Source organism: Burkholderia sp. IT-111MI5 (assembly GCF_949752865.1).
GTDB lineage: Bacteria > Pseudomonadota > Gammaproteobacteria > Burkholderiales > Burkholderiaceae > Burkholderia > Burkholderia pyrrocinia_C.
On sequence record NZ_CATKIF010000004.1, the window covers coordinates 131,186 to 152,785 of the forward strand.

The window sequence follows — 21,600 nt, forward strand, 5'->3', positions numbered from 1 at the left end:
GCGTTCGGTTCGCGGCCGTCGCGAGCGGGCGGACAGGCGGCGAAACGAGCGCCGCATGCGCCCAGCCGGGCCGCGGGCGACGCGAAATGCGGCCATTATACGTGGCCGCGAACGGCGTTTTCGCGAACCGGGTGTAGCGTCCGGTGCCAGGCTGTGCCGATGTGCCGGCAGATTCGTGCTCATTGCGACGCGCAAACCGCGGCGATGTGTAGCGGCATCGCGAGGATTTGCCACGCCGCCATGGATGCGAAGGCGCAGCACGTCGGCGCCGGTTGGCGCCGAACACTGCACGATCGCTGGCCGGCCGCACACCGGCTTCAGGAGGATAGCGCGGGCACGCTGCGGGAAATCGCCCGAAGGCGCGCGAAAGGCGCGCGCAGGCGGTGCGGCGCGCTGTCGTGTGGTCGATCGCGTATTCGGCGGATGCCGGTGCGCAACGCGAGCCGCCGGCCGTTACGCCGGCGCCCGCGTACCGGCTAGCGCCACGCGTCGACGATGATGCGCTTCAGCACATGCAGCTTGCGATGGAGGAAATGCTCGGCGCCGGGGATCACGACGACCGGCAGCTCCTGCGGCCGCGCCCAGTCGTACACCGACGCGATCGGCACCGTGTCGTCGGTTTCGCCGTGGATCACGAGCGTGTTCTCGGGCACGTCGGCTACCTGCCAGCGGCTCGCTGCCGTGCCGACGAACACCATCCGCTCGATCGACTCGCCCGCGTCGCGCAGCCGCTTCGCGACATGCGACAGCACGAAGGTGCCGAACGAGAAGCCCGCGAGCACGAGCGGCAGGTCCGCATACGCGGGCTGCGCGCGCATGTGCGCGAGCACCGCGAGCAGGTCGTCGGCCTCGCCGATGCCGTTGTCGTGCACGCCTTCGGTCGCGCCGACGCCGCGGAAGTTCGACCGGTAGACGACGTAGTCGAGCTGCACGAGCGTGCGCGCCAGGGTCTGCGCGACCTTGTTGTCCATCGTGCCGCCGAACAGCGGATGCGGATGCGCGACGAGCGCGATGCCGCGCGGCGCGGCGCCGCCTTCGCGCACGGCGTCGGGCAGGTCGACCGCGATTTCGATCTGCCCGACCGGGCCCGCGATCAGCGATTTCTGCGTATGAACGTTCATTCGGCCGGCCCGCTCAGATCTTCAGGCGATCGACGACCTTGCCGTCGCGCAGGTGCGATTCGACGATCTCGTCGATGTCGGCCTGGTCGACGTACGTGTACCACGTGCCTTCCGGATACACGACCATCACGGGCCCTTCCTCGCAGCGGTCGAGGCAGCCGGCCTTGTTGATGCGAACCTTGCCGGGCCCCGCGAGGCCGAGTTCCTTCACGCGCTTTTTCGCGTATTCCTGCATGGTCTGCGCGTCGCATTGCGCGCAGCTCGGACGCTCGGCGCCCGGTTCGCGCTGGTTCAGGCAGAAGAAGACGTGGTGCTGGTAGTAGGAATCCATGATGGTGGCGAGCGGCCCGGCGCGATGCCGGGCGGAAAGAGGGGCGATAGCCGTTGCGCGGTGCAACGGATGATGGTCCGGACGATTATAGCGACCGGCGCGCGCCGCTGCCCGCGATGCGGCCGGGGCTGCGCTGCCCGGCCTGCACCGTCAGCGGCGCACCGCGGCCGGCAGCCACGCGCGCTCGACGCGCTGGCCGAGCCAGATCAGCGCCGCGTACGGCCAGATCCAGGCGAGCCAGCGCGCGATGCTGTTGAAGTGCACGTAGCGGCCCTGCCGCCAGCCCGACAGCGTGAAGTCGAAGAACGGATTGACCGGCAACAGGTTGACGAGCGCCACGCCGGCCAGCAGCGCAAGTGCCGCCAGCGTCGCGCGCCAGGTCGCCGGCACGTGCAGCGCGACGAGCGCGGCCGCGAAGCCGAGCTCGATGCCGAGCCGCGCGCCGGGCGTCGCCCACACGACGACGAGACCGGTGGCCGACTGCATGAACGTCGCGGCCGCCTTCAGCACGAGCGTCGCGGCGACGAACGCGATCAGCAGCCGGATGCGCGGCGCACGCGGCCGCATCGCGAGCGACGCGATCGCCAGCACGGCGAACAGCATCAGCCCGCCGAGCGCGGCCTCCCACGCGGAATCGGACAGCCAGCCGTCGACGCGCTCGGGCCATTCGCTCACGTGCCACGCGGCCGGCAGCCATGCGAGCAGCGTGTCCTGCATCGACGCGTCGGCGCGCTCCCACAGCGCGGCCGGCCAGTCGCCGATGCCGAACAGGAACGGCGACGGAAACAGGATCGCGAACGGCCACAGCGCGGCCAGCAGCAGCGGCGTCGCGCCATCGGCCTCGAACCACGCGAAGCGCAGCCGGCGCAGCGCGCCGCGGTCGAGCAGCGCACCGGTGGCCGGCGCGACGAGCGCCGCGCCCAGCAGCGCGCCGAGCGCGTTGGCCGCGAGATCGAGATTCGATGCGATGCGCGTCGGCAGGTAGGTCTGCAGCGCCTCCATCGAGCCCGACAGCAGCACGCCGAGCGCGCCCGCGATCAGTGTCGCGGCAACCCCGCGCCAGCGCGGGTGCAGCGCAAGCACGCCGAGCGCGCCGAACGGCAAATAGCCGAGCACGTTCGTGACCACGTCGAACGCGGTCACGTAGCGCTGCATCGGCGCGAACAGGTAGTCGAACGGCCCGATGCCGAGCGACACCCAGCCTTCGAACGGATACAGCGACGCGTAGACGATGAGCGCCGCGTAGGCAGCAAAGGCCTGCCGCGCGAGCGGCGATGCGCGATGCGCGCCGGTCGCGTTCATCGCGGCTGCGCTGCGTGCGTCACGGCGTGCCCGCGTACGCCTGCATGCCGACCCACGCGGCGATCTGCGACACGAGCTCGTCGCTCGCCGTCGCAAGCGCACGCGCGCCGCCGGCCGCGTCGGGCGTGCTCGACGGCGCGCGCGCGACGAACGTGCGCTGGCCGAGCACCTTGCCGTCGAGCATCAGCGTCGCGCGCGCGGTGACGGCGCCGTGGCTTTGCGACTGCCCGTCGAACACCTGCTCGAATTCGTTCAGGTCGACTTTCAGGGTCGGCGCGCGCACGCCGTCGGACCCTTCGAGCACCGCGCCGCGCGACGACAGCGCGCCGCGCAGCCGCTGCGTGAGCAGTTGCGCGGGCGGTGCGGTCCAGCGGCTGTCGCGATAGACGGCCACGTGCTGCGCATCCGCATACGCGAGGCGGTACGCGAACTTGTCCGAATCGAGCGCATCGGGCGCGGCGACGTCGAGCACCTTCAGCGCGGGGCCCGCACCGGCCGTCACGACCGGCGCGGCCGGCCCCAGGTCGTAGCGGACATTCGACAGCACCGCGCTGTTGCCGGCACAGCCGGCCGCAAGCGCAAGCGTCAGCACGGCGAGCGCGGTCGCAGCCGGACGCAGCGCGCGGTCAAGGATTCGTGGCATGGCGTGTTCCTGCATGATGTTTCCGGTTTCGATGGACGTCACTGCCCTGCCGTTTCCGGCCGGGCGATCGACGGGTTTCCGGCCCGCTTCACTTCCCGGCCGTCGCACCCGGCCAGACGAAGCCCGCTTCGCCGGGCCCCGGCGCCGCGCCGGGCGAACCGAACAACAGACTGCGCGGGTTGCGGCCGAGTTCACCGGCGACGTCCTTCAATTGCTGCGACGCGTCGCCGACGCTGCCGGCCAGCGCATTGAAGCGCGGCAGCGTGTCGTACTGCACGCGCGCGTTGAGATCGTTCAGCGCGACGCCGACCTGCTCGGCGGCCGTGCCGGCCTTGTTCAGGTTCGACACGAGCGGCCCGTTCGGCTGCAGCAGCGTGTTCGCCGACGCCATCGTGCGGTTCACCTGGTGCATCGTTTCCGGCAGTGCGGCGACGGCCGGGGCGAGTTGCTTCGACAGCGTCGTCGCGCCATCGGCCGCGTGCTGCAGGCTTTCGGCCGTCGCGCGCAACTGCTCGCGCATCTCGGGCGACATCAGCGCGTTCGCGCTTTTCGCGGCCAGTTCGAGCTGCCGCAGCAGCACGTCGCCGCGCTCCTGGATCTGGTCGAACAGGCTCGGCCGCATCGGGATCTGCGCAATCGCCTTCGGCGACGACGGCAGCGGCGCCAGGTCGCGGCCCGTATCCTCGAGCTGCACGAACGCGATGCCCGTCACGCCCTGGAAGCCGAGGCTGCCGTAGGTCGACTGCGTGATCGGCGCGTCGTGGTCGACGAGAATCCGGATCCGGATCTGGCCCGGGTGCGTGCGGTCGAAGCCGATCGACTGCACCTTGCCGACGTCGAGACCGCGAAAGCGCACGGCCGCGTCCGGGAACAGCCCCGTCACGTTGGTGCGCGCGAGCAGGTCGTACGGCACGCGCACGGTGCGGTCGACGTTGAACCAGAACACGGTGCCCGCGATCGCGAGCGTCAGCGCGATCGTGAACAGGCCGGCCCAGAACGCATGTGATTTGTTTTCCATTCGCGGGTTCCTTGCTCCTTGCCTTGCCTACAGCTCGACGCTCGACAGCGCCGGTTCGAGGGCCGCCTTCGGCAGCTTCGCGCGCCGCTCGGGCGGCAGCGCCTGCAATGCGCGGCGCCCGCGCAGCCCCAGGAAATATTCGTGGATGAACGGATGGTCGACGTTCGCGACCTCCTCGACCGGCGCCGCGACCAGCACCTTGCGGTCGGCCAGCACCGCGACGCGCGTCGACAGCGCGACCATCGTGTCGAGATCGTGCGTGATCATCACGACGGTCAGCCCGAGCGTGCGGTGCAGCGTCGCGATCAGCTCGACGAATTCGTCGGACGCCTGCGGATCGAGGCCGGCCGTCGGCTCGTCGAGGAACAGCAGCTCGGGCTCGAGCGCAATCGCGCGCGCGATGCCGACCCGCTTCACCATCCCGCCCGACAGCGCGGCCGGCATCTTCGACGCGTGCTTGCACGGCAGCCCGACCATCTCGAGCTTCAGCATCACGATGTCGTGCAGCAGGTCCGGCGGCACGCGGCCGAGCTCGCGCAGCGGCTGCGCGACGTTGTCGAACACCGTCATCGACGAGAACAGCGCGCCCTGCTGGAACAGCATCCCGGAGCGCGTGCGCATCATCCGCGCGGTCGCATCGTCGATCGTCGCGGTATCTTCGCCGAACACCTTGATCGTGCCCGACGTCGGCCGCTCGAGGCCGAGGATCTGGCGCACGAGCGTCGTCTTGCCGGAGCCCGAGCCGCCGACGACCGACACGATCTCGCCGCGCCGCACGTCGAAGTCGAGCTTCTGGTGAACGATGTTGCGCCCGTAGCGCTTGGTCAGGTTGCGCACCTCGATCACGAGGTCGCCGGCATCCGCCGCCGCGGCCGGCGGCGTGCCGACCGGGGCGGCGCCGGCTGCCGCGGCATGGGCCGGCGCGGCACCGGCCGACGATTCGTTCGATGCGTTCATCCGAGCCCCACGTTCTGGAACAGGATCGCGAACACCGCGTCGGCGAGGATCACGACCGTGATCGACGACACGACCGACGTGGTCGTCCCTTCGCCGAGGCTCTGCGAGTTCGCCTTGATCCGGAAGCCGAAATGACAGGCGACCAGCGCGATCAGCATGCCGAACACGACGCCCTTGCCGATGCCGATGTACAGGTTCGCGATCGGCACGACGCCCGGCAGCGAGCGCACGAAATAATTGACGTCGATCCCGAGCACGAGCTTCGCGGCGAGCGCGCCGCCCGTCAGCGCGATGATGTTGGTCCACATCACGAGCAGCGGCATCGCGACGCCGAGTGCAAGCACGCGCGGCAGGACCAGCCGCAGCCCGTGCGGGATGCCCATCACGCGCATCGCGTCGAGCTCCTCGGTCACGCGCATCACGCCGATCTGCGCGGTGATCGCCGAGCCCGAGCGGCCCGCGACGAGGATCGCCGACAGCACGGGGCCGAGCTCGCGGATCACCGACAGCCCGAGGATGTTCACGATGTAGCGGTTCGCGCCGAACATCTGCAGCTGCTGCGCGGACAGGTAGCTGAGCACGATGCCGATCAGGAACGCGACCAGCGCGGTGATCGGCAGCGCCTGCGCGCCGGCGCTGTAGATGTTCGCCGAGGTTTCCTTCCACGGCATGGTCTGCGGACGGCGCAGCACCGACAGCGCGTCGAGGATCACGAGGCCGAACATCGCGATGCCGCCCTGCAGGTGTTCGCCGAACGTGAAGATCGCCTGGCCGAGCCGCGTGACGGGATCGACGCGCACGACGCGCTCGGGCGCCTCGCGCCCGCTGTCGAGCCGCTCGACGCGCTCGAAGATCGTGCGCTGCGTGTCGCTCAGCGTGACGCCGGCCGGTAGCTTGCGGCCCCACACGCGCCACAGCGCCTGGCCGCCGACGTGGTCGAGCCGCTCGATGCCGGACAGATCCCATTCGCTCACGCGCCCGGACCCGATGCTCGCGACGCGGCGCGCGACCGCGCCGCGATTGCGCGCAAGCGCGATGGCGGTCCACTGGCCGGTCAGGCGCACCGTCTGGCCCTGGCCGCCGGCGTCGACCGACAGGCCGGGAGGAGTCTCGAAGTCCAAGGGCAGGTTGTTTGCAAAAGGATGACAGCGGCCATTGTAGCGAACCGCCCGGCGCAGCGACGTGAGGATTCAGCGGCGGCGCCCGGCCCGGGCCTGCCGGAGGCCGCCGCACATCGCGGCCCGCTGCCGGCGTCATCGCCTTTCATTCTTCCGTCACGATTCCTTTCGATACTCTCACGCGCCGCACCTCAGGCCGTCGGCGCCCCGCGCCGCCATTTTGTTGCGCACTTCGCATTTCACAAAACAGAACTCCGAGAACAGGACAACCGATGCGTTTCCCCCCGCTTTCCCGTCGCCGCGTACCGGCCGCCGCCGCGCTCGCCAGCCTGGCCTTTGCCCTCGCCGGCTGCGGCGGCGACGACGTCACCGCCCCGCCGCCGTCGCAGGCCCAGGCGCCCGTCGGCACGACGGCCACGCTCGCGCTGCTCGAGACGACCGACCTGCACACCAACGTGCTGTCGTATGACTATTTCAAGCTCGCCGCCGACAATTCGCTCGGCTTCGAGCGGGTGTCGACGCTGATCGCGCAGGCGCGCGCGCAGTACCCGAACACGCTGCTGCTCGACAACGGCGACACGATCCAGGGCACCGCGCTGTCGGACTACCAGGCGCTCGTGAAGCCGATCGGCTGCGACCAGACGCTGGCGATCTACAAGGTGATGAACGCCGCGAAATTCGACGGCGGCGGGATCGGCAACCACGAGTTCAACTACGGGCTGCCGTACCTGTCGCAGGTGACCGGCAACACGTTCGAGGTCGACGGGCTGCCGGCTCCGGCCCAGCAGAAGAAATGCGCGGGCCCGAACTTCCCGCAGGTGCTCGCGAACGTGATCAGCGCGAAAACCAACGCGCCGCTGTTCACGCCGTACACGATCCTGACCCGCACGGTGACGGCGACGACGCCGGACGGCAAGACGGTCAGTGCACCCGTGAAGATCGGCATCATCGGCTTCACGCCGCCCGCGATCATGAGCTGGGACAAACGCTGGCTCGACGGCAAGGTCTACACGACCGGCCTGAAGGAAGCCGCCGAGAAGTACATTCCCGAGATGCGTGCGAAGGGCGCCGATCTCGTCGTCGCGATCTCGCACGGCGGCCTCGACAATTCCGCGTATTCGCCGACGATGGAGAACGGCAGCTGGTGGCTGTCGACGGTAGCCGGCATCGACGCGATGCTGATCGGCCACTCGCACCAGGTGTTCCCGGACGCGAACAGCACCGTGTCGCAGTTCAACCTGCCGGGCGTCGACAAGGTCAAGGGCACCGTCAACGGCGTGCCAACCGTGATGGCCAACTACTGGGGCAAGCACCTCGGCGTGATCAAGCTCGGCCTGAAGTTCGACGGCAAGACGTGGAGCGTCGACAAGTCGCAGACGACCGTCGAGGCGCGACCGATCCAGAACACCGACAAGACCTACGTCGCGGCCGACCCGTCGGTATCCGCGGCGATCGCGGCCGAGCACCAGGCGACGATCGACTACGTGAAGACGCCGATCGGCTCGACCGACTACCGGATGAACTCGTATTTCGCGGATGTCGGCGATCCGGGCGCGATCCAGATCGTCAACGAGGCGCAGGCCGACTACGTGAAGACCTACGTGCAGGCGAACCTGCCGCAGTACGCGTCGCTGCCGGTGCTGTCGGTCAGCGCGCCGTTCAAGAGCGGCTTCGGCGGCGGCAGCGACTACACCGACGTCGCGCCGGGCGCGCTCGCGATCAACAACGCGGCCGACCTGTACCTGTATCCGAACACCGTGTACGCGGTGAAGGTGAGCGGCGCCGACGTGAAGAACTGGCTCGAGACCGCCGCGAAGCGCTTCAACCGGATCGATCCGACGCAAGCGACCGTGCAGAAGCTCGTCAGCAGCTTCCCCGGCTACAACTTCGACATGTTCACGTCGGCCGATCTGTCGTACGAGATCGACGTCACGCAGCCGCTCGGCAGCCGGATCAGGAATCTGACGTACAAGGGCGCGCCGATCGACCCGAACGCGCAGTTCATCGTCGCGACCAACAACTACCGCGCGAGCGGCGGCGGCAACTTCCCGGGCCTCGACGGCAGCAAGACGATCTTCGCGTCGCCGGACGCGAACCGCGACGTGCTGATCTCGTTCATCAAGAAGCGCGGCGCGATCACGCGCACGGCGGACGGCGCGCAGCGCAGCTGGCGCTTCACGAAGCTCGCGAGCTCGGTCGCGCACGTGCAGTTCGCGTCCGCGCCGAACCGGCTCGGCGATGCCGCCGCCGCGGGCCTGGCCGGCATCACGCAGGTCGCGGCCGACGACGGTTCGGGCAAGAACCTCGCCACCTACGAGATCGACCTCACGCAATGAGACACGCGCTGCAACCGATCCGGACGATGCGGCCGGCCGAAACCGGCTTCGCCGCCGCCGCGCGGCGCCTGCTGCGCGCGAAACTCCCGCCGGCCGCGCTGCTCGCGGCGGCGGCCGTGACCGTCGCGGCCGTGGTCGCTGCGACCGGCTTGCGCGGCGCCGGCCCCGCACCGAGCGCCGCGCAGCTCGACGAGTGGCAGGCGATGGTCACGCAGGCCACCGAGCCGCACGCGCTCGCGCAGTTGCGCACGCTCGCGCGCCGCGGGTCGGGCGCCGCGCAGGCGGCGCTCGGCATCGCGCTCGTCGACGCGCGCGAACCGGGGCTGCGCGACGAGGGGCGCGGCTGGCTGGAAACCGCCGCGCAGGCGGACGGCAAGGCTGACGCACCGGCCGCGCGGCGCGCGCAGCTCGCGCTCGGCAAGGCGTTGCTGCTCGGCAGCGGCGACATCCCGAAGGACTACGCACGCGCACGCGCGCTGCTCGGCGAAGCGGCCGAACAGGGCGACCCGGCCGCCGCGTATTACCTCGGGCTGATCTATCGCAGCGGCTACGGCATCGCCGCCGATCCGGTGCAGGCCGCGCACTGGTTCGACGTCGCGTCGCGCGCGGACATCCCGGCCGCCGACTTCATGCTCGCGAACGCGTACCGCGACGGCAGCGGCGTGCCGCGCGACGACGCGCGCGCACTCGCGCTGTATCGCCGGGCCGCCGAACACGAGCTGCCGGAAGCCGTGCAGACGCTCGCGATGGCCTATCGCAACGGCGAGCTGGGGCTCCGGCCCGACGCGGACGAATTCCACGCGCAGTGGATCGAGACCGCGCATGCGCTGAAGCATCCGGTCGTTGCTCCGTGACGCGACCCTGCCGCCTGGCCGGGCGCCGTCGCGGCATCCCGTCAGGCGGCACCGCTCTGCGCGGGTCGCTCCAGACGCATGTACGCGTCGGACACGATCAGTCCGAAGAGGATGTGATCGAGCGCGCTCACCCAGCCTCGCGCGTCGGCGAACCACGGGAACAACTGAGTCATGCCGTAGTAGTTGACGACGTACAGCAGCACGCCGAATACGGCCCCCGCCACGCTGGCCATCCCGACGCTCGAATCCAGGCTGAAACACGCGATGATCACGGCCAGAATCAGCGCAAATACGATCGACAACGCGAAGTGCACGCCCAGCGCCGCCAGCAGCGTCCCCACTTCGACCGTGATCGACGGCGCGAGCGCGTCGTCGCCGAAGTAGATCGCCGCGATCATGCGCAGCGGCGCCCACGCGTCGTGTCCGATGATTGCCGCCGCGACGACCTGGATGACGAGGAAAACCGCACCGGCCACGCACCCGCCGATCACGGCGGCGCGCCACACCGGAACGCGGCGCGCGTAATGGTGCGAATGCATGTGGAGTTGCATGGCCACCTCCTTGAAAACGGTCCGCCGCGTCAGTGCCGGTGCGTATGCGACATACCCGAGCGCACCGCCGACCATGCCGACGCGAGCGAGTCCATCAGCCGGCGACAGGCGCGCGTCATCGGGGGACCGACGGTGTCGGAGATCCGGCGCGTCTTGCGGTGAAAGCGCTCGAACAGGCTGGACAGGCTCGAACACGAATGAAGCTTGTTCATTGCCATTTCCCTCGATGCGGCAACGACGAGGACGCGCCGCGCGGGCCGCCGGAGCGGATATATCGAACGTAGTCGCGCCGGTCGGGAATATCAAGATGCAGGCTGGCGCCGGTGCGCAACGGTGCCGGGTTCTGCAGACGAAAGCGGCAACAGGCCCGTGGTCAAGCAGGACACCGACTGCAAGCGCTTGCGTGTCCGTGAAGCCGAGCCGGCAAACAAACGGCCGCGCCGGATGCGCGGCCGTCGCCGTCGATATTTCTGCCGGTGCATGGTTGCGCCGCAAGTGTTCTCACAGCCGCCACGCGAACCGGCGGGAATGAACTCGATCTCGATCCGGTTACGCTGGCTCGGGAGAATGAGCGAATCGTTGTGCCAGATCTTTGTATCGATGTTGATTCGGTCTCGCGAAATCCCAAGACTCTGAACTTGCGCGGCGCGACCATATCGGTACTTACCTGTTCCCCGCTTCCCGACTCGCCTCCCGCCCCCTGTCGCTACAATAGCCACCATGAACGCCCCCACCTCCTCCGACACGCCCGATTCCGGCGACGCGCACATCGCGCGCAACCGGCTCGAGGCGCACCTGGACGCCGCGCCGCGTGCGTGGCCGCTCGACATCGTCGCCGCCACCGGCTCGACCAACGCCGACGTCGCGACGCGGCTCAAGGCGCTGCCGCGCAGCGCGAACGCGCTGCCCGCGCCGCTCGTGCGCGTCGCGTTCGAGCAGACGGCCGGCCGCGGCCGGCAGGGCCGCCCGTGGTTCGCGCAGCCCGGCAATGCGCTGCTCTGCTCGGTCGGCTGCATCGTGCCGCGCGCCGTCGACGCACTCGGCGGCCTGAGCATCGCGATCGGCGTCGCGCTCGCCGAAGGGCTGGCCACGCTGCCGCTCGACGCCCGCATGCGCGTCGCGCTCAAATGGCCGAACGACCTGCTGCTGGCGGCCGCCGACGACGGCACGCCGCGCATCGTCGGCAAGCTCGCCGGGATCCTGATCGAAACCGTCTGGACCACCGCCGATGCGACCGCCGTCGTGATCGGCTTCGGTATCAACGTGCGCGGCGCGGAAGCCGTCGCCGCGCAGGTCGACGCGCTGCGCGCGCGCGAAGCGACGCTCGCGAGCGGGCTGCCGCCCGCCGCGCTGTCGATTGCATGCGCATCGGCCAACCTCACCGATACGCTCGCCGCGTCGCTGAACGCGCTCACGCCCGCACTCGCGCAGTTCGGCGCCGACGGGCTCGCGCCGTTCCTGCCGCGCTGGCACGCGCTGCACGCCTATGCGGGGCGTGAAGTCGTGCTGCTCGAACAGGGCGTCGAACGCGCGCGCGGCATCGCGACCGGTATCGATGCGACCGGCCAGTTGCTGCTCGACACGCCGAACGGCGTGCAGGCGATCGCGGCCGGCGACGTTTCGCTGCGCGAAGCGCAATGAACGAGCCGTCCCTGCTGATCGACGCCGGCAACAGCCGGATCAAGTGGGCGCTCGCCGATGCGCAGCGCACGCTTGTCCAGACCGGCGCGTTCGGCCACGCACGCGACGGCGGCGGCGACCCCGACTGGTCGAACCTGCCGCGTCCGCGCGGCGCATGGATCTCGAACGTCGCGGGCGCCGACGTGGCCGCACGGATCGACGCGCTGCTCGACGCGCGCTGGCCCGGCCTGCCGCGCACGACGATACGCTCGCGCCCCGCGCAATGCGGCGTGACGAACGGCTATACGACGCCCGACCAGCTCGGCAGCGACCGCTGGGCCGGCCTGATCGGCGCGCGCGCGGCCTTTCCGGGCGAGCATCTGCTGATCGCGACGTTCGGCACCGCGACGACACTCGAGGCGCTGCGCGCGGACGGCCGCTTCACGGGCGGCCTGATCGCGCCGGGCTGGGCGCTGATGATGCGCGCGCTCGGCACGCACACCGCGCAGTTGCCGACGCTGACCACCGACATCGCGAGCGGGCTGCTCGCCGGTGCGCAGGCCGAGCCGTTTCAGGTCGACACACCGCGTTCGCTGTCGGCAGGCTGCCTGTACGCGCAGGCGGGGCTGATCGAACGCGCGTGGCGCGATCTCGCCGATGCATGGCAGGCACCCGTGCGGCTCGTGCTGGCAGGCGGCGCGGCGGACGAGGTCGCGCGCGCGCTGACGCTGCCGCATACGCGGCACGACGCGTTGATCCTGTCCGGGCTCGCGCTGATCGCCGCGGAAGCTGTCGCGCAGGATTGACGGAAATTCGCCGGCTTAGCACCGCACCGGCGGTATCGACGAATGCCCATGCAGGGCTTCATCGCGGTGACGGTGAGGAAGCACGCCGCCGCGGCGATACAGGCAGCAGGCCACCGCGCGGCAAAGGTCGCACATGCATTGCCTGACTGTTGCGAACAGTCATGAAAACAACGAACAGGCCGGCCATGCGGCGGGTCCGACTGAACGACTGAACGAAAAGGGGTATCGACGATGCTGCGCTGGCTGATCGCTGTTCTCTTTCTCGCCAACATGCTCGCGTTCGTGGTGGCGCGCGGCGTGTTCGGGCCGCTGCCGGCAGCCGGCCCGCGCGAACCGGGCGTGCTGTCGCGGCAGGTGCAGCCCGACGTGCTGCGCGTGACGCCGCTGGCGCAGGCTGCCGACCAACCCGTCGTCGGCGGCCCGATCGCGCCGCCGGCCGTCACGGCCGCGCCGCTCGCGGCATCCGCGCCCTGACGGCGCCGGGCCGCGCTCAGGACTGCTGCGCGCGGACCTTCTTCAGCAACGCGGTGGTCGAGCGGTCGTGCGCGAACGGAATCGCCAGCGCGCGGCCGCCCCAGCTGCGCACGAGCGCCGATTCCGGCAGCGCATCCATGTCGTAGTCGCCGCCCTTCACGAGGATGTCCGGGCGGATCGCCTCGATCAGCGACACCGGCGTCTTTTCCTCGAACTTCACGACCCAGTCGACGCTTTCCAGCGCCGCGAGCAGCGCCGCGCGATCGTCCTCGCGATTGATCGGCCGATCGTCGCCCTTGCCGAGCATGCGCACCGACGCATCGCAGTTCACGCCGACGATCAGGCATGCGCCGAGCGCTTTCGCGTCGGCGAGATACGTGACGTGGCCGCGATGCAGGATGTCGAATACGCCGTTGGTGAACACGACGGGCGACGGCAGCGACGCGCGCAGGGCGACGAGGGCGTCGCGGGTGATCAGCTTGCGTTCGAAGGTGGCGGACATGATGGAGATCGGACGAAATGAACGATGGCGCGCGCGGCGGCCCGGACGGCAGGGCGCGATGGCGGCGCCAGATAAAAAGCCCGCCGGACCGGCCGGGCGGGCTTCATGCAACGGACACGAAACGACGCGGTGCGGCCGGCGCGACTCACGCCGGCTGCAGTGCGTTGCGGCCTCAGGCCGGCTGCGCGGCCGACGACGGGCCGCTTTCGGCCTGCAGGCGGCCGGTGACTTCCTTGCGGTAGCGGTTCAGTTCCTGCGCGGTCGCGAACGTGCGCTCGAACAGGATCGACAGGTTGTGCAGGATGCGCTCGACGACCTTCTTTTCCCACTCGCCGTCGAAACGGATCTGCTCGTCGAGCCAGCGCTCGAGCCATTCCGGATCCGGCAGGCGCGACTGCACGGTATCGCGCGGGAACAGCGCCTGGTTCACGTGCAGGTTGGTCGGGTGCAGCGGCTTCTCGGTGCGGCGCGCCGACGCCATCAGCACGCCGATCTTCGCGAACGCGGCACGTGCGACGTCGCCGCAGTTGTTCAGCGCCTTCTTCATGTAGCGCAGGTACGCGCCGCCATGGCGCGCTTCGTCGCGCGAGATCGTTTCGTAGATCTGCTTGATGACGGGCTCGGTGTGCCAGTCGGCCGCGCAGCGGTACCAGTGGTTCAGGCGGATTTCGCCGCAGAAGTGCAGCATCAGCGTTTCGAGCGGCGGCGCCGGATCGAACTGGAAGCGCACCGCATGCAGCTCCTCTTCGGTCGGCACCATTTCCGGCTTGAAGCGGCGCAGGTATTCCATCAGCACGAGCGAATGCTTCTGCTCCTCGAAGAACCATACGCTCATGAACGCGGAAAAGTCGCTGTCGTGCTGGTTGTCGCGCAGGAACATTTCCGTCGCGGGCAGCGCCGACCATTCGGTGATCGCGTTCATCTTGATCGTCTTCGCCTGCTCGTCGGTGAGCAGCGAAGCGTCGAACTTGTCCCACGGAATGTCCTTCTCCATGTCCCAGCGGACGGCTTCGAGCGACCTGTAAAGTTCCGGATAAAGCATCGTGTTCATGATGGTCCCACCCCTGTTCTGCGCAATGCGACTTCTCTAAACGTGACTGTTGCCACAAAGGCGCGCCAAGCGCGCTTTTTGCAGCCAAGACTGTAATTTTACGCGTGAAACCGACCGACCGGACGCTGATTCCGCGTCCGGCAGCCGGGCGGCCGCGCCGCCGCCGTTGGGCACGCCGCAGCCACGCTCCGTTCGAACGGAACCGGCCGCGCTTGCCTGAGTTGGGGGCCGGCGCTGGCCGGCTCGTTGGCGAGCCCGTCCCCTGCCCCCAGGCGGGTTCCCCGTAGGGTCCCGTGCGGATGCCGGATCGGCGGGCTGCTCGATGTGGTGTATACGGCGGCGGCCATGATATCACGCGTGTATGACGCTTCCGAGACGCCTGCCCGGTCGCGCGCCGCCAATCCCGGTGCGGCGATCGGTCGCGCCCGGCCGTCGCGAAAACGCAACCGCGCGCAACCATCCGCCATCCGCGCGCATCAGACCCGTATTTCGCCCGTCGCGAGCCCGTCTTCCGGCGGCGTGCCGGCTGCCGGCGCGCTGCCGCCGTCCGCCTGCGCGATCCAGCCGGCGAGCGTGTCGCGCTGCGCGCGCCCGTCGCCGTAGCCGAGCTCGATCAGTTCGCGCGTGAACGCCTCCTCGAACAGCAGGTAGCTCGCGAACGACGCGCCGGCCGGCTGGCTGCCGCCGACCGCGCCGAGCAGCCCGCGCATCGCGGCCGGCATCTGCTTCAGGTGCTTCGCGGCGATCAGCTCGATCCGCTCGGACGGCGCGATCGCGAGCACGTCGACGTGCCGCCAGCCGCTGTCGATCTCGACCTGGTGCGGCAGGTGCTCGATCATCCGGTTGATGTGCTCGATCCGCTCGATGTCCGAGCCGATCGAGTCGAGGAACACGCTCGCAAGCACCTGCTGGCCGATCTGCGCGAGCGTCGGGTAGCCGCGCACGCGGCCGGCGCCGTTCGCGGCCGGAATCTCGGGCCGCGGATCGGCCGCGCCGACGACGACGATCCGGTGCGCGCCGAAGTGGATCGCCGGCGACAGCGGCGCGATCTGCCGGATCGAACCGTCGCCGAAATATTCGATCTGCCCGTCGAGCACGAGCGGCACGGCCGGGAACACGAACGGAATCGCCGACGACGCGAGCAGGTGCGACGCCGACAGATCGACGAGCCGCGCGGTGCGCTGCGCGCGCCGCCACGCCTGGATCGGTTCGGCCGCCTGGTAGAACGTGAGGTGCCGGCCGCTCGAATAACTGAGCGCCGTCACCGCAAGCGCGTGCAGCAGCCGCGCCTCGAGCATCTGCTCGATCCGGTGGAAGCTCAGTTCGCGCTGCAACAGGTGCGCGAGCGGCGTGTTGTCGAGCAGCCCGCGCGGCGAACGGCGGGCCGCCCAGCCGAACGTCATCGTCGCGAGCCAGCGCGCGCCGGCGGCCGCGATGCCGAGCCAGTCGGTGCGGTACACGTAGTCGGGGCGCAGGTGCTCCCAGAATTCGAGCAGGCGGCGCACGCCGTGGGAAAAGTCGTCCGCGTGGCTCGCGATCGACGTCGCGTTGATCGCGCCGGCCGACGAGCCGCACACGACAGCGAACGGCAGCGTGTGCCGGTCCGGATCGGCCTCGAGCGCGATCTCGGCCAGCGCCTTCAGCACGCCGACCTGGTAGGCGGCACGCGCGCCGCCTCCCATCAGAACGAGCGCGAGCCGCATGATCGACCTGCTACCGGCGCCGCGTCACGTCGAGCGCTTCGGCGGACGGGTTTCGGGCGACGAAGCGGCCGCCGCGCTCGCCGCGGCCGAACCGGTCGGCTTCGCGCGCTTCGCGGCGGGCTTGCGCGGCGCGGCGGCGGCCCGTGCCGGCTTCGCGGCCTGCTCCGGCGGGGCGGCCGCGTCCGGCGGCGCGTCGCCCGGCGCCGCGGGCTGCATGCCCGGCTGCGCCATCGCGAGGCTCGCGAGCTGGTTGAACTGCGACTGCAGCAGGTTCCACCAGCCGGCCGGATCGAACGCCTGCTGCGCGGCATCGCCTTCCGGCGGCGCATCCGCACCGTCCGCCGCCGGCGCTGCGTCGCCCGGCGGCGCCGACGCGGCTTTCGCCGCCTGCGCCGCCGCGACGGCCGCTTCCTCGGCCGCCGACATCGAGCTTTGCGCGAACGCGCCGAACGCCCGCAGCGTCGCGAGCGTCGCGCGCTGCACCTCGAGCGCCTGGATCGCGGACTGCAGCATCCCGAGATTGAGCTTCAGCCACTGCTCGACCGCGCGCAGATCGGTGATCCGCTTGTCGAGTTCCTCGACGCTCGTGAGCGGCGCCATCATGTCGGACATGCTCGACAGCGACGGCGGCAGCCCTTGCGTGGCGCCCGGAAACGACGTCATCCCGCCGAACGGCGACATCCGCATCATGTCCCACATCCGGTCCATCATGTCGGCGGGCTTGAAGCCGGCAAAGCCGGCGAAAGGGTTGGAGCCGGAGGCATCGGTCGTCATACGGGCATCCTGGTTGACTGGGGGAGCGAGGCGGCCGCCATGCGTCGTGCAGCCGCGCGTGATTCGATCATAGCGCGCGTCGTCAGAACGGCGCGTCGCCGGGGAAGTCGGGCGGGCGCCGCTCGCGCAGCGAACGAATGCCTTCCTGCACGTCGGGCCCCGAGAAGCCCATGAATTCGAGCGCGAGCGACGTGTCGAAGGTCGGCCCGGCCGTGCGCAGCCAGTTGTTCAGCGCGTACTTGGTCCAGCGGATCGCCGACTGCGAACCGTGCGCGAGCCGCTCGGCCACTTCGTACGCCTTCGGCAGCAGGTCGGCCGGCTCGACCGCGAGCGACACCAGCCCGATCCGCTCGGCTTCCGCGCCGCTCACGGGCTCGCACAGCAGCAGGTAGTACTTCGCCTTCGCCATCCCGCACAGCAGCGGCCACACGATCGCCGCGTGGTCGCCGGCCGCGACGCCGAGCCGCGTATGGCCGTCGATGATGCGTGCATCCTTCGCGGCGATCGAGATGTCGGCGAGCAGCCCGGCGACGAGCCCCGCGCCGACGGCCGGCCCGTGCATCGCCGACACGATCGGCTTGCTGCAGTTGATCACGTTGTAGACGAGGTCGCGCGCTTCGCGCCACACGCGGGCGCGCACGTCGAAGTCGTTCGCCATGTCCTCGACGAGCGCGAGATCGCCGCCCGCCGAAAAGCCCTTGCCTTCGCCGCGGATCACCGCGACGCGCGTGTCGGGATCGCGGTCGACGTCGCGCCAGATGTCGGCGAGCTCGCGATGCATGCGCGCGTTCGCGGTCGCGAGACCGCTGCGGTTCGCGCCCTCGCCGCTCATCACGATGTCGAGCACGCCATGGTCGCGGCGCGTCACCTTCAGTGCTTCGTAACCGCCGTACGCGGCGAGATCGGCCATGCGCCTGCTCCTTGCTCGAGGCTCTTGAATCGAGTGTAGCCAAGCCCGCGCGGGCAAACATCAGGCGAAACCCGGCGCGCGGGCCGGGGCCGGGTTTCGCGCGGGCGCTGCGTGCGTCGCGCGCCTCGCCTTACGCCGCGCCGTCGGGCGGTGCGACCGATTGCTCGATCGCGCCGAAGATCGACTTGCCGGCCGCATCGAACATCTCGATGCGCACGGTGTCGCCGTAGCGCATGAATTCGGTCTGCGGCGCGCCGTGCTCGATCGTCTCGAGGCAGCGCTTCTCGGCGATGCAGCAATAGCCGCGCTTCGCATCCTTGTTCGATACCGTGCCCGAACCGACGATCGAACCGGCACGCAGGTTGCGCGTCTTCGCCGCGTGCGCGACCAGCTGACCGAAGTGGAACACCATGTCGGTGCCCGCATCGGGCTGGCCGACCTTCTTGCCGTTCCAGTGGACGATCATCGGCCGGTGCACGCGGCCTTCGCGCCATTCGTCGCCGAGCTCGTCCGGCGTCACGGCGACCGGCGCGAACGCGGTGGCCGGCTTGCTCTGGAAGAAACCGAAGCCCTTCGCGAGCTCGGCCGGAATCAGGTTGCGCAGCGACACGTCGTTCACGAGCGTGACGAGCCGCACGGCCTTCAGCGCGTCGTCGGGCGAGGCGCTCATCGGCACGTCGCCGGTGATCACCGCGACTTCCGCCTCGAAATCGATGCCCCATTCCTCGGACGGACACACGACGTCGTCGCGGGGCCCCAGGAAATCGTCGCTGCCGCCCTGGTACATCAGCGGATCGGTCCAGAACTCGGGCGGCATCTCCGCGCCGCGCGCGCGGCGCACGAGCTCGACGTGGTTCACGTACGCGGAGCCGTCGGCCCACTGGAACGCGCGCGGCAGCGGCGCCATGCAGTTGGCCGGATCGAACGGGAACGCGTTGCGCGCGCGACCGTGGTTCAGCGCGTCGGACAGGTCGCGCAGCTGCGGCGCGTAGAACGCCCAGTCGTCGAGGACGCGCTGCAGCGTCGGCGCGATCGCGTCGGCGATCGCCGCGGTGTGCAGGTCGCGCGACACGACGATCAGCTGGCCGTCGCGCGTGCCGTCCTTCAGCGAAGCAAGTTTCATAGCGGGGATCTGCCGTTGTAGTGACGATGGAAGGAATCTATTTTACGATGGTGAATCCATGCGGCGCGCGACGATCGCGCACGCCGTGTTCGCCCCGATCCTTGCCGCATTTTCGCGCACCCGCTGCCCATGCCCGCCAGCCCGCTTCCCGACGACGATCTCGCCGACTCCGACACCGACGACGCCGCTTCCGGCGAGCACGGCGAGAAGGTCCGTTCCGGCATCCAGTCGATCGAGGTCGGCTTCCGCCTGCTCGACGTGCTGACGAGCGAGCCGCGCGCGATGATGCTGCGCGACCTCGCGCAGCGCGCGGGCATGAGTCCTGCGAAGGCACACCGCTACCTGGTCAGCTTTTCTCGGCTCGGCGTCGTATCGCAGGATCCCGTATCGGGCCGCTACGAACTCGGCGGCTTCGCGCTGCAGATGGGGCTCGCGCGGCTCGCGCGCGTCGACGGCGTGAAGCTCGCGCGGATCGCGCTGACCGAGTTCCGCGACCGCCTCGACCAGACGGTCGGCATCGCGGTGTGGGGCAACCAGGGGCCGACGATCGTGCACTGGATGGAATCGAGCCATCCGGCGAAGGCGTCGCTGAAGCTCGGCGACGTGATGCCGCTGCTCGGCTCCGCGACCGGGCTGCTGTTCGCCGCGTACCTGCCGCGCAGCAAGACCGCCGCGATGCTCGAGCGCGAACTCGCCGATACGCGCCGCTCGCCGCATCACGGCGGCCCGCGCACGCTCGACGAGGTCGACGCGGTGCTGGCCGACGTGCGCGAACACGAGGCCGCGCGCGTCGAAGGGATGCTGCTGCCGACGATCCACGCGTTCTGCATGCCCGTGTTCGACGCGGTCGGCGAGCTCGCGCTCGCGATCGTCGCGCTCGGCCAGGAAGGCTCGTTCGATATCGCGTGGGGCGGCGAGATCGACACCGCGCTGCGCGCGTGCGCGCGGAAACTGTCTTACGAACTCGGCTATAGTCCCGACGCACGCGACGCCTGACGCACGCGAGACACCCCCGGTACGCGCCGCGAACGCGCGGCGCCTCCGACGGTCCGATTCCTGTGGCGCGTTGCGCGCCCAACTTCACGCGACCGCCCCGCCCCCGTTCCGATGCCCATGCAGCCTGCCGACATCCGCCCGCGTCACGCCCTGCCCCGCCGCTGGCTGCGCGTGGGCGTCGCGCTCGTCGTCGTGCTGGTGCTGCACGCGCTCGCCGCGATCTGGCTGATGCGCAATCGCGAATCGTTCACGCCGCCGGCACCCGCCGAGGTCCCCGTGCAGATCGAGCTGCTGAAGCCGCAACCGATCGAGCGCCAGCCCGCGCCGCCTGCGCCGAAGCCGGTCGAGCATCCGGCCGCCCCCGCACCGGCCGCGCCGAAGGCCGCCGCACCGAAGCCCGCACCGTCGCCCGAGCCGGTCCTCACGTCGACGCAGACGGCCGAGCACGGCGAGCCGCCACCGGCTGCCGCCTCCGCGGCGAGCGGCGTGCCGGATGCATCGGACGCGCACGCCGCATCGGCCGCCGGCGCCGGCAGCGCCGCGACGCCGGGCCCCGCGGCCAGCGGCGTGAAGTTCGCCGCGCCGCCGTCCGGCGACCTGCAGTACGACACGTTCTACAACGGGATGCAGAACATGATCGGTACGATCCACTGGCGCACCGACGGGCACACCTACGACCTGTCGGTATCGATGCCGGTGCCGTTCGTCGGCCCGTTCGCCTATCGCAGCGAAGGCCGCATCGACGCATTCGGCGTTGCGCCCGACCGTTACGTCGAGAAGCGCGGCAAGCGGCCGGAAGACATCGCGATCTTCAACCGCGAGATCCGGCAGGTCGTGTTCACGCGCACGCCGAACAACGCGCCGCTACCCGACGGTGTGCAGGACCGCTTCAGCATGCTGATGCAGTTGTCGGGGCTCTTGCGCGGCAACCCGTCCGCCTACAAGCCGGGCGTCACGCAGCAGTTCTTCGTGATCGACAACAACAGCGGCGAGACCTGGCCGATCACGGTGATCGGCGACGAGCAGGTACAGACGCAGGCCGGCATCATCGACGCGCGGCACTTCATGCGCCTGCCGCGCCGCGACGGCGACACGCGCCGCATCGACATGTGGCTCGCGCCGTCGCTCGGCTGGCTGCCCGCGCGGCTCGTGCAGAGCGAACCGAACGGCGCGCAGATCGAGCTGCTGTGGCACGGCCGGCTCGCGGCGCCTGCCGTGCCGTCCGATGCGGCGCCGGCAGGCGGCACAACGAACGCGCCCGCTGGCGCAGCGACGCCCGAAGCATCGGCCGCATCATCCGCACCGCCCACGGAACCGGCACAACCTGCACCGCCTGCCACCGTGCAACCGCCCGCGCAACCGGCTGCACCGCCGGCGTCGTCGCCTGTCACACAGTGAACGCGCGTGGAT

At 70.1% G+C, this 21,600-nt stretch carries 22 protein-coding genes; 7 read left to right on the plus strand and 15 right to left on the minus strand.

Annotated features, from left to right (window positions below):
* Positions 1–476: 476 nt before the first annotated feature.
* The 7 genes from ACM6JT_RS03670 to ACM6JT_RS03700 all read right to left on the minus strand — a co-directional run bounded on the left by ACM6JT_RS03670 (position 477) and on the right by ACM6JT_RS03700 (position 6,493).
* Entirely contained in the window at positions 477–1,121 is a 645-nt protein-coding gene (locus ACM6JT_RS03670; RefSeq protein WP_034179149.1) for an alpha/beta hydrolase, read from the minus strand.
* A gap of 13 nt (positions 1,122–1,134) precedes the next feature.
* On the minus strand, positions 1,135–1,452 hold the full coding sequence (locus tag ACM6JT_RS03675; protein ID WP_011694422.1) for a (2Fe-2S) ferredoxin domain-containing protein: 318 nt from the start codon (positions 1,450–1,452) through the stop codon (positions 1,135–1,137).
* Positions 1,453–1,602: 150 nt separating this feature from the next.
* Positions 1,603–2,754 carry a VanZ family protein gene (locus ACM6JT_RS03680; protein ID WP_217590779.1) on the minus strand — a complete coding sequence of 384 codons (1,152 nt, stop codon included), beginning with the start codon at positions 2,752–2,754 and terminating at the stop codon, positions 1,603–1,605.
* Positions 2,755–2,773: 19 nt separating this feature from the next.
* A complete protein-coding gene (locus tag ACM6JT_RS03685) occupies positions 2,774–3,397 on the minus strand; it encodes an ABC-type transport auxiliary lipoprotein family protein (RefSeq protein ID WP_034179444.1) in 624 nt (207 codons plus the stop codon).
* Positions 3,398–3,485: 88 nt separating this feature from the next.
* Positions 3,486–4,415, minus strand: coding sequence for an MlaD family protein (locus ACM6JT_RS03690; RefSeq protein ID WP_105389601.1), 930 nt, complete (start codon positions 4,413–4,415; stop codon positions 3,486–3,488).
* A gap of 27 nt (positions 4,416–4,442) precedes the next feature.
* Positions 4,443–5,372, minus strand: coding sequence for an ABC transporter ATP-binding protein (locus ACM6JT_RS03695; RefSeq protein WP_414855980.1), 930 nt, complete (start codon positions 5,370–5,372; stop codon positions 4,443–4,445).
* Entirely contained in the window at positions 5,369–6,493 is a 1,125-nt protein-coding gene (locus ACM6JT_RS03700; protein ID WP_414855981.1) for an MlaE family ABC transporter permease, read from the minus strand. Before ACM6JT_RS03700 ends, ACM6JT_RS03695 begins: the two co-directional genes overlap by 4 nt.
* Before the next feature lie 269 nt (positions 6,494–6,762).
* Between ACM6JT_RS03700 and ACM6JT_RS03705 the strand changes: the two genes are divergently transcribed.
* Together ACM6JT_RS03705 and ACM6JT_RS03710 are read left to right on the plus strand one after the other, a co-directional pair.
* Entirely contained in the window at positions 6,763–8,826 is a 2,064-nt protein-coding gene (locus ACM6JT_RS03705) for a bifunctional 2',3'-cyclic-nucleotide 2'-phosphodiesterase/3'-nucleotidase (RefSeq protein ID WP_414855982.1), read from the plus strand.
* Entirely contained in the window at positions 8,823–9,680 is an 858-nt protein-coding gene (locus ACM6JT_RS03710; protein ID WP_414855983.1) for a tetratricopeptide repeat protein, read from the plus strand. Before ACM6JT_RS03705 ends, ACM6JT_RS03710 begins: the two co-directional genes overlap by 4 nt.
* A gap of 41 nt (positions 9,681–9,721) precedes the next feature.
* Here the strand turns inward: ACM6JT_RS03710 and ACM6JT_RS03715 are convergent, their stop codons facing one another.
* Both ACM6JT_RS03715 and ACM6JT_RS03720 read right to left on the minus strand, forming a co-directional pair.
* Complete coding sequence (locus ACM6JT_RS03715) at positions 9,722–10,231, minus strand: hypothetical protein (RefSeq protein WP_034179445.1); 510 nt, start codon at positions 10,229–10,231, stop codon at positions 9,722–9,724.
* Positions 10,232–10,260: 29 nt separating this feature from the next.
* On the minus strand, positions 10,261–10,443 hold the full coding sequence (locus tag ACM6JT_RS03720; protein WP_175748974.1) for a hypothetical protein: 183 nt from the start codon (positions 10,441–10,443) through the stop codon (positions 10,261–10,263).
* A 508-nt stretch (positions 10,444–10,951) separates the two neighbouring features.
* On the opposite strand from ACM6JT_RS03720, the gene ACM6JT_RS03725 reads away from it, so the two are divergent.
* From ACM6JT_RS03725 to ACM6JT_RS03735, 3 genes are all read left to right on the plus strand, one after another.
* Positions 10,952–11,872 carry a biotin--[acetyl-CoA-carboxylase] ligase gene (locus tag ACM6JT_RS03725; RefSeq protein ID WP_407970918.1) on the plus strand — a complete coding sequence of 307 codons (921 nt, stop codon included), beginning with the start codon at positions 10,952–10,954 and terminating at the stop codon, positions 11,870–11,872.
* Positions 11,869–12,657 (plus strand): type III pantothenate kinase, encoded by a 789-nt coding sequence (locus tag ACM6JT_RS03730; RefSeq protein WP_414855984.1) that lies wholly within the window; start codon positions 11,869–11,871, stop codon positions 12,655–12,657. The genes ACM6JT_RS03725 and ACM6JT_RS03730 overlap by 4 nt, the downstream gene beginning before the upstream one ends.
* 231 nt (positions 12,658–12,888) lie before the next feature.
* Positions 12,889–13,131: a hypothetical protein gene (locus tag ACM6JT_RS03735; RefSeq protein ID WP_034179158.1), complete on the plus strand. Its 243-nt coding sequence runs from the start codon at positions 12,889–12,891 to the stop codon at positions 13,129–13,131.
* 16 nt (positions 13,132–13,147) lie between these two features.
* On the opposite strand, the gene rfaE2 is transcribed toward ACM6JT_RS03735, so the two are convergent.
* The 6 genes from rfaE2 to ACM6JT_RS03765 all read right to left on the minus strand — a co-directional run bounded on the left by rfaE2 (position 13,148) and on the right by ACM6JT_RS03765 (position 19,194).
* On the minus strand, positions 13,148–13,633 hold the full coding sequence (rfaE2, locus tag ACM6JT_RS03740) for a D-glycero-beta-D-manno-heptose 1-phosphate adenylyltransferase (protein WP_034179159.1): 486 nt from the start codon (positions 13,631–13,633) through the stop codon (positions 13,148–13,150).
* 172 nt (positions 13,634–13,805) lie between these two features.
* A complete protein-coding gene (locus tag ACM6JT_RS03745; protein WP_011353352.1) occupies positions 13,806–14,684 on the minus strand; it encodes a diiron oxygenase in 879 nt (292 codons plus the stop codon).
* A 476-nt stretch (positions 14,685–15,160) separates the two neighbouring features.
* Positions 15,161–16,387, minus strand: coding sequence for a patatin-like phospholipase family protein (locus tag ACM6JT_RS03750; protein WP_034179160.1), 1,227 nt, complete (start codon positions 16,385–16,387; stop codon positions 15,161–15,163).
* Between the two features lie 24 nt (positions 16,388–16,411).
* Positions 16,412–17,161, minus strand: coding sequence for a PhaM family polyhydroxyalkanoate granule multifunctional regulatory protein (locus ACM6JT_RS03755; RefSeq protein ID WP_034179161.1), 750 nt, complete (start codon positions 17,159–17,161; stop codon positions 16,412–16,414).
* Positions 17,162–17,243: 82 nt separating this feature from the next.
* Positions 17,244–18,071 carry an enoyl-CoA hydratase/isomerase family protein gene (locus ACM6JT_RS03760; protein ID WP_047899145.1) on the minus strand — a complete coding sequence of 276 codons (828 nt, stop codon included), beginning with the start codon at positions 18,069–18,071 and terminating at the stop codon, positions 17,244–17,246.
* Positions 18,072–18,201: 130 nt separating this feature from the next.
* Entirely contained in the window at positions 18,202–19,194 is a 993-nt protein-coding gene (locus tag ACM6JT_RS03765) for a fumarylacetoacetate hydrolase family protein (protein ID WP_105389592.1), read from the minus strand.
* 129 nt (positions 19,195–19,323) lie between these two features.
* On the opposite strand from ACM6JT_RS03765, the gene ACM6JT_RS03770 reads away from it, so the two are divergent.
* Both ACM6JT_RS03770 and ACM6JT_RS03775 read left to right on the plus strand, forming a co-directional pair.
* Positions 19,324–20,190: an IclR family transcriptional regulator gene (locus ACM6JT_RS03770; protein WP_034179164.1), complete on the plus strand. Its 867-nt coding sequence runs from the start codon at positions 19,324–19,326 to the stop codon at positions 20,188–20,190.
* Between the two features lie 111 nt (positions 20,191–20,301).
* Positions 20,302–21,588, plus strand: a complete 1,287-nt coding sequence (locus ACM6JT_RS03775; protein WP_105389590.1) for a DUF3108 domain-containing protein — start codon at positions 20,302–20,304, stop codon at positions 21,586–21,588.
* The last annotated feature ends 12 nt before the right edge of the window (positions 21,589–21,600 follow it).

Bases quoted from the DNA above. Each gene is read 5' to 3' on its own strand.
- ACM6JT_RS03670 (WP_034179149.1), bottom strand. From the start codon at position 1,121: ATGAACGTTCATACGCAGAAATCGCTGATCGCGGGCCCGGTCGGGCAG.
- ACM6JT_RS03675 (WP_011694422.1), bottom strand. From the start codon at position 1,452: ATGGATTCCTACTACCAGCACCACGTCTTCTTCTGCCTGAACCAGCGC.
- ACM6JT_RS03680 (WP_217590779.1), bottom strand. From the start codon at position 2,754: ATGAACGCGACCGGCGCGCATCGCGCATCGCCGCTCGCGCGGCAGGCC.
- ACM6JT_RS03685 (WP_034179444.1), bottom strand. From the start codon at position 3,397: ATGCCACGAATCCTTGACCGCGCGCTGCGTCCGGCTGCGACCGCGCTC.
- ACM6JT_RS03690 (WP_105389601.1), bottom strand. From the start codon at position 4,415: ATGGAAAACAAATCACATGCGTTCTGGGCCGGCCTGTTCACGATCGCG.
- ACM6JT_RS03695 (WP_414855980.1), bottom strand. From the start codon at position 5,372: ATGAACGCATCGAACGAATCGTCGGCCGGTGCCGCGCCGGCCCATGCC.
- ACM6JT_RS03705 (WP_414855982.1), top strand. From the start codon at position 6,763: ATGCGTTTCCCCCCGCTTTCCCGTCGCCGCGTACCGGCCGCCGCCGCG.
- ACM6JT_RS03710 (WP_414855983.1), top strand. From the start codon at position 8,823: ATGAGACACGCGCTGCAACCGATCCGGACGATGCGGCCGGCCGAAACC.
- ACM6JT_RS03715 (WP_034179445.1), bottom strand. From the start codon at position 10,231: ATGCAACTCCACATGCATTCGCACCATTACGCGCGCCGCGTTCCGGTG.
- ACM6JT_RS03720 (WP_175748974.1), bottom strand. From the start codon at position 10,443: ATGAACAAGCTTCATTCGTGTTCGAGCCTGTCCAGCCTGTTCGAGCGC.
- ACM6JT_RS03725 (WP_407970918.1), top strand. From the start codon at position 10,952: ATGAACGCCCCCACCTCCTCCGACACGCCCGATTCCGGCGACGCGCAC.
- ACM6JT_RS03730 (WP_414855984.1), top strand. From the start codon at position 11,869: ATGAACGAGCCGTCCCTGCTGATCGACGCCGGCAACAGCCGGATCAAG.
- ACM6JT_RS03735 (WP_034179158.1), top strand. From the start codon at position 12,889: ATGCTGCGCTGGCTGATCGCTGTTCTCTTTCTCGCCAACATGCTCGCG.
- rfaE2 (WP_034179159.1), bottom strand. From the start codon at position 13,633: ATGTCCGCCACCTTCGAACGCAAGCTGATCACCCGCGACGCCCTCGTC.
- ACM6JT_RS03745 (WP_011353352.1), bottom strand. From the start codon at position 14,684: ATGAACACGATGCTTTATCCGGAACTTTACAGGTCGCTCGAAGCCGTC.
- ACM6JT_RS03750 (WP_034179160.1), bottom strand. From the start codon at position 16,387: ATGCGGCTCGCGCTCGTTCTGATGGGAGGCGGCGCGCGTGCCGCCTAC.
- ACM6JT_RS03755 (WP_034179161.1), bottom strand. From the start codon at position 17,161: ATGACGACCGATGCCTCCGGCTCCAACCCTTTCGCCGGCTTTGCCGGC.
- ACM6JT_RS03760 (WP_047899145.1), bottom strand. From the start codon at position 18,071: ATGGCCGATCTCGCCGCGTACGGCGGTTACGAAGCACTGAAGGTGACG.
- ACM6JT_RS03765 (WP_105389592.1), bottom strand. From the start codon at position 19,194: ATGAAACTTGCTTCGCTGAAGGACGGCACGCGCGACGGCCAGCTGATC.
- ACM6JT_RS03770 (WP_034179164.1), top strand. From the start codon at position 19,324: ATGCCCGCCAGCCCGCTTCCCGACGACGATCTCGCCGACTCCGACACC.
- ACM6JT_RS03775 (WP_105389590.1), top strand. From the start codon at position 20,302: ATGCCCATGCAGCCTGCCGACATCCGCCCGCGTCACGCCCTGCCCCGC.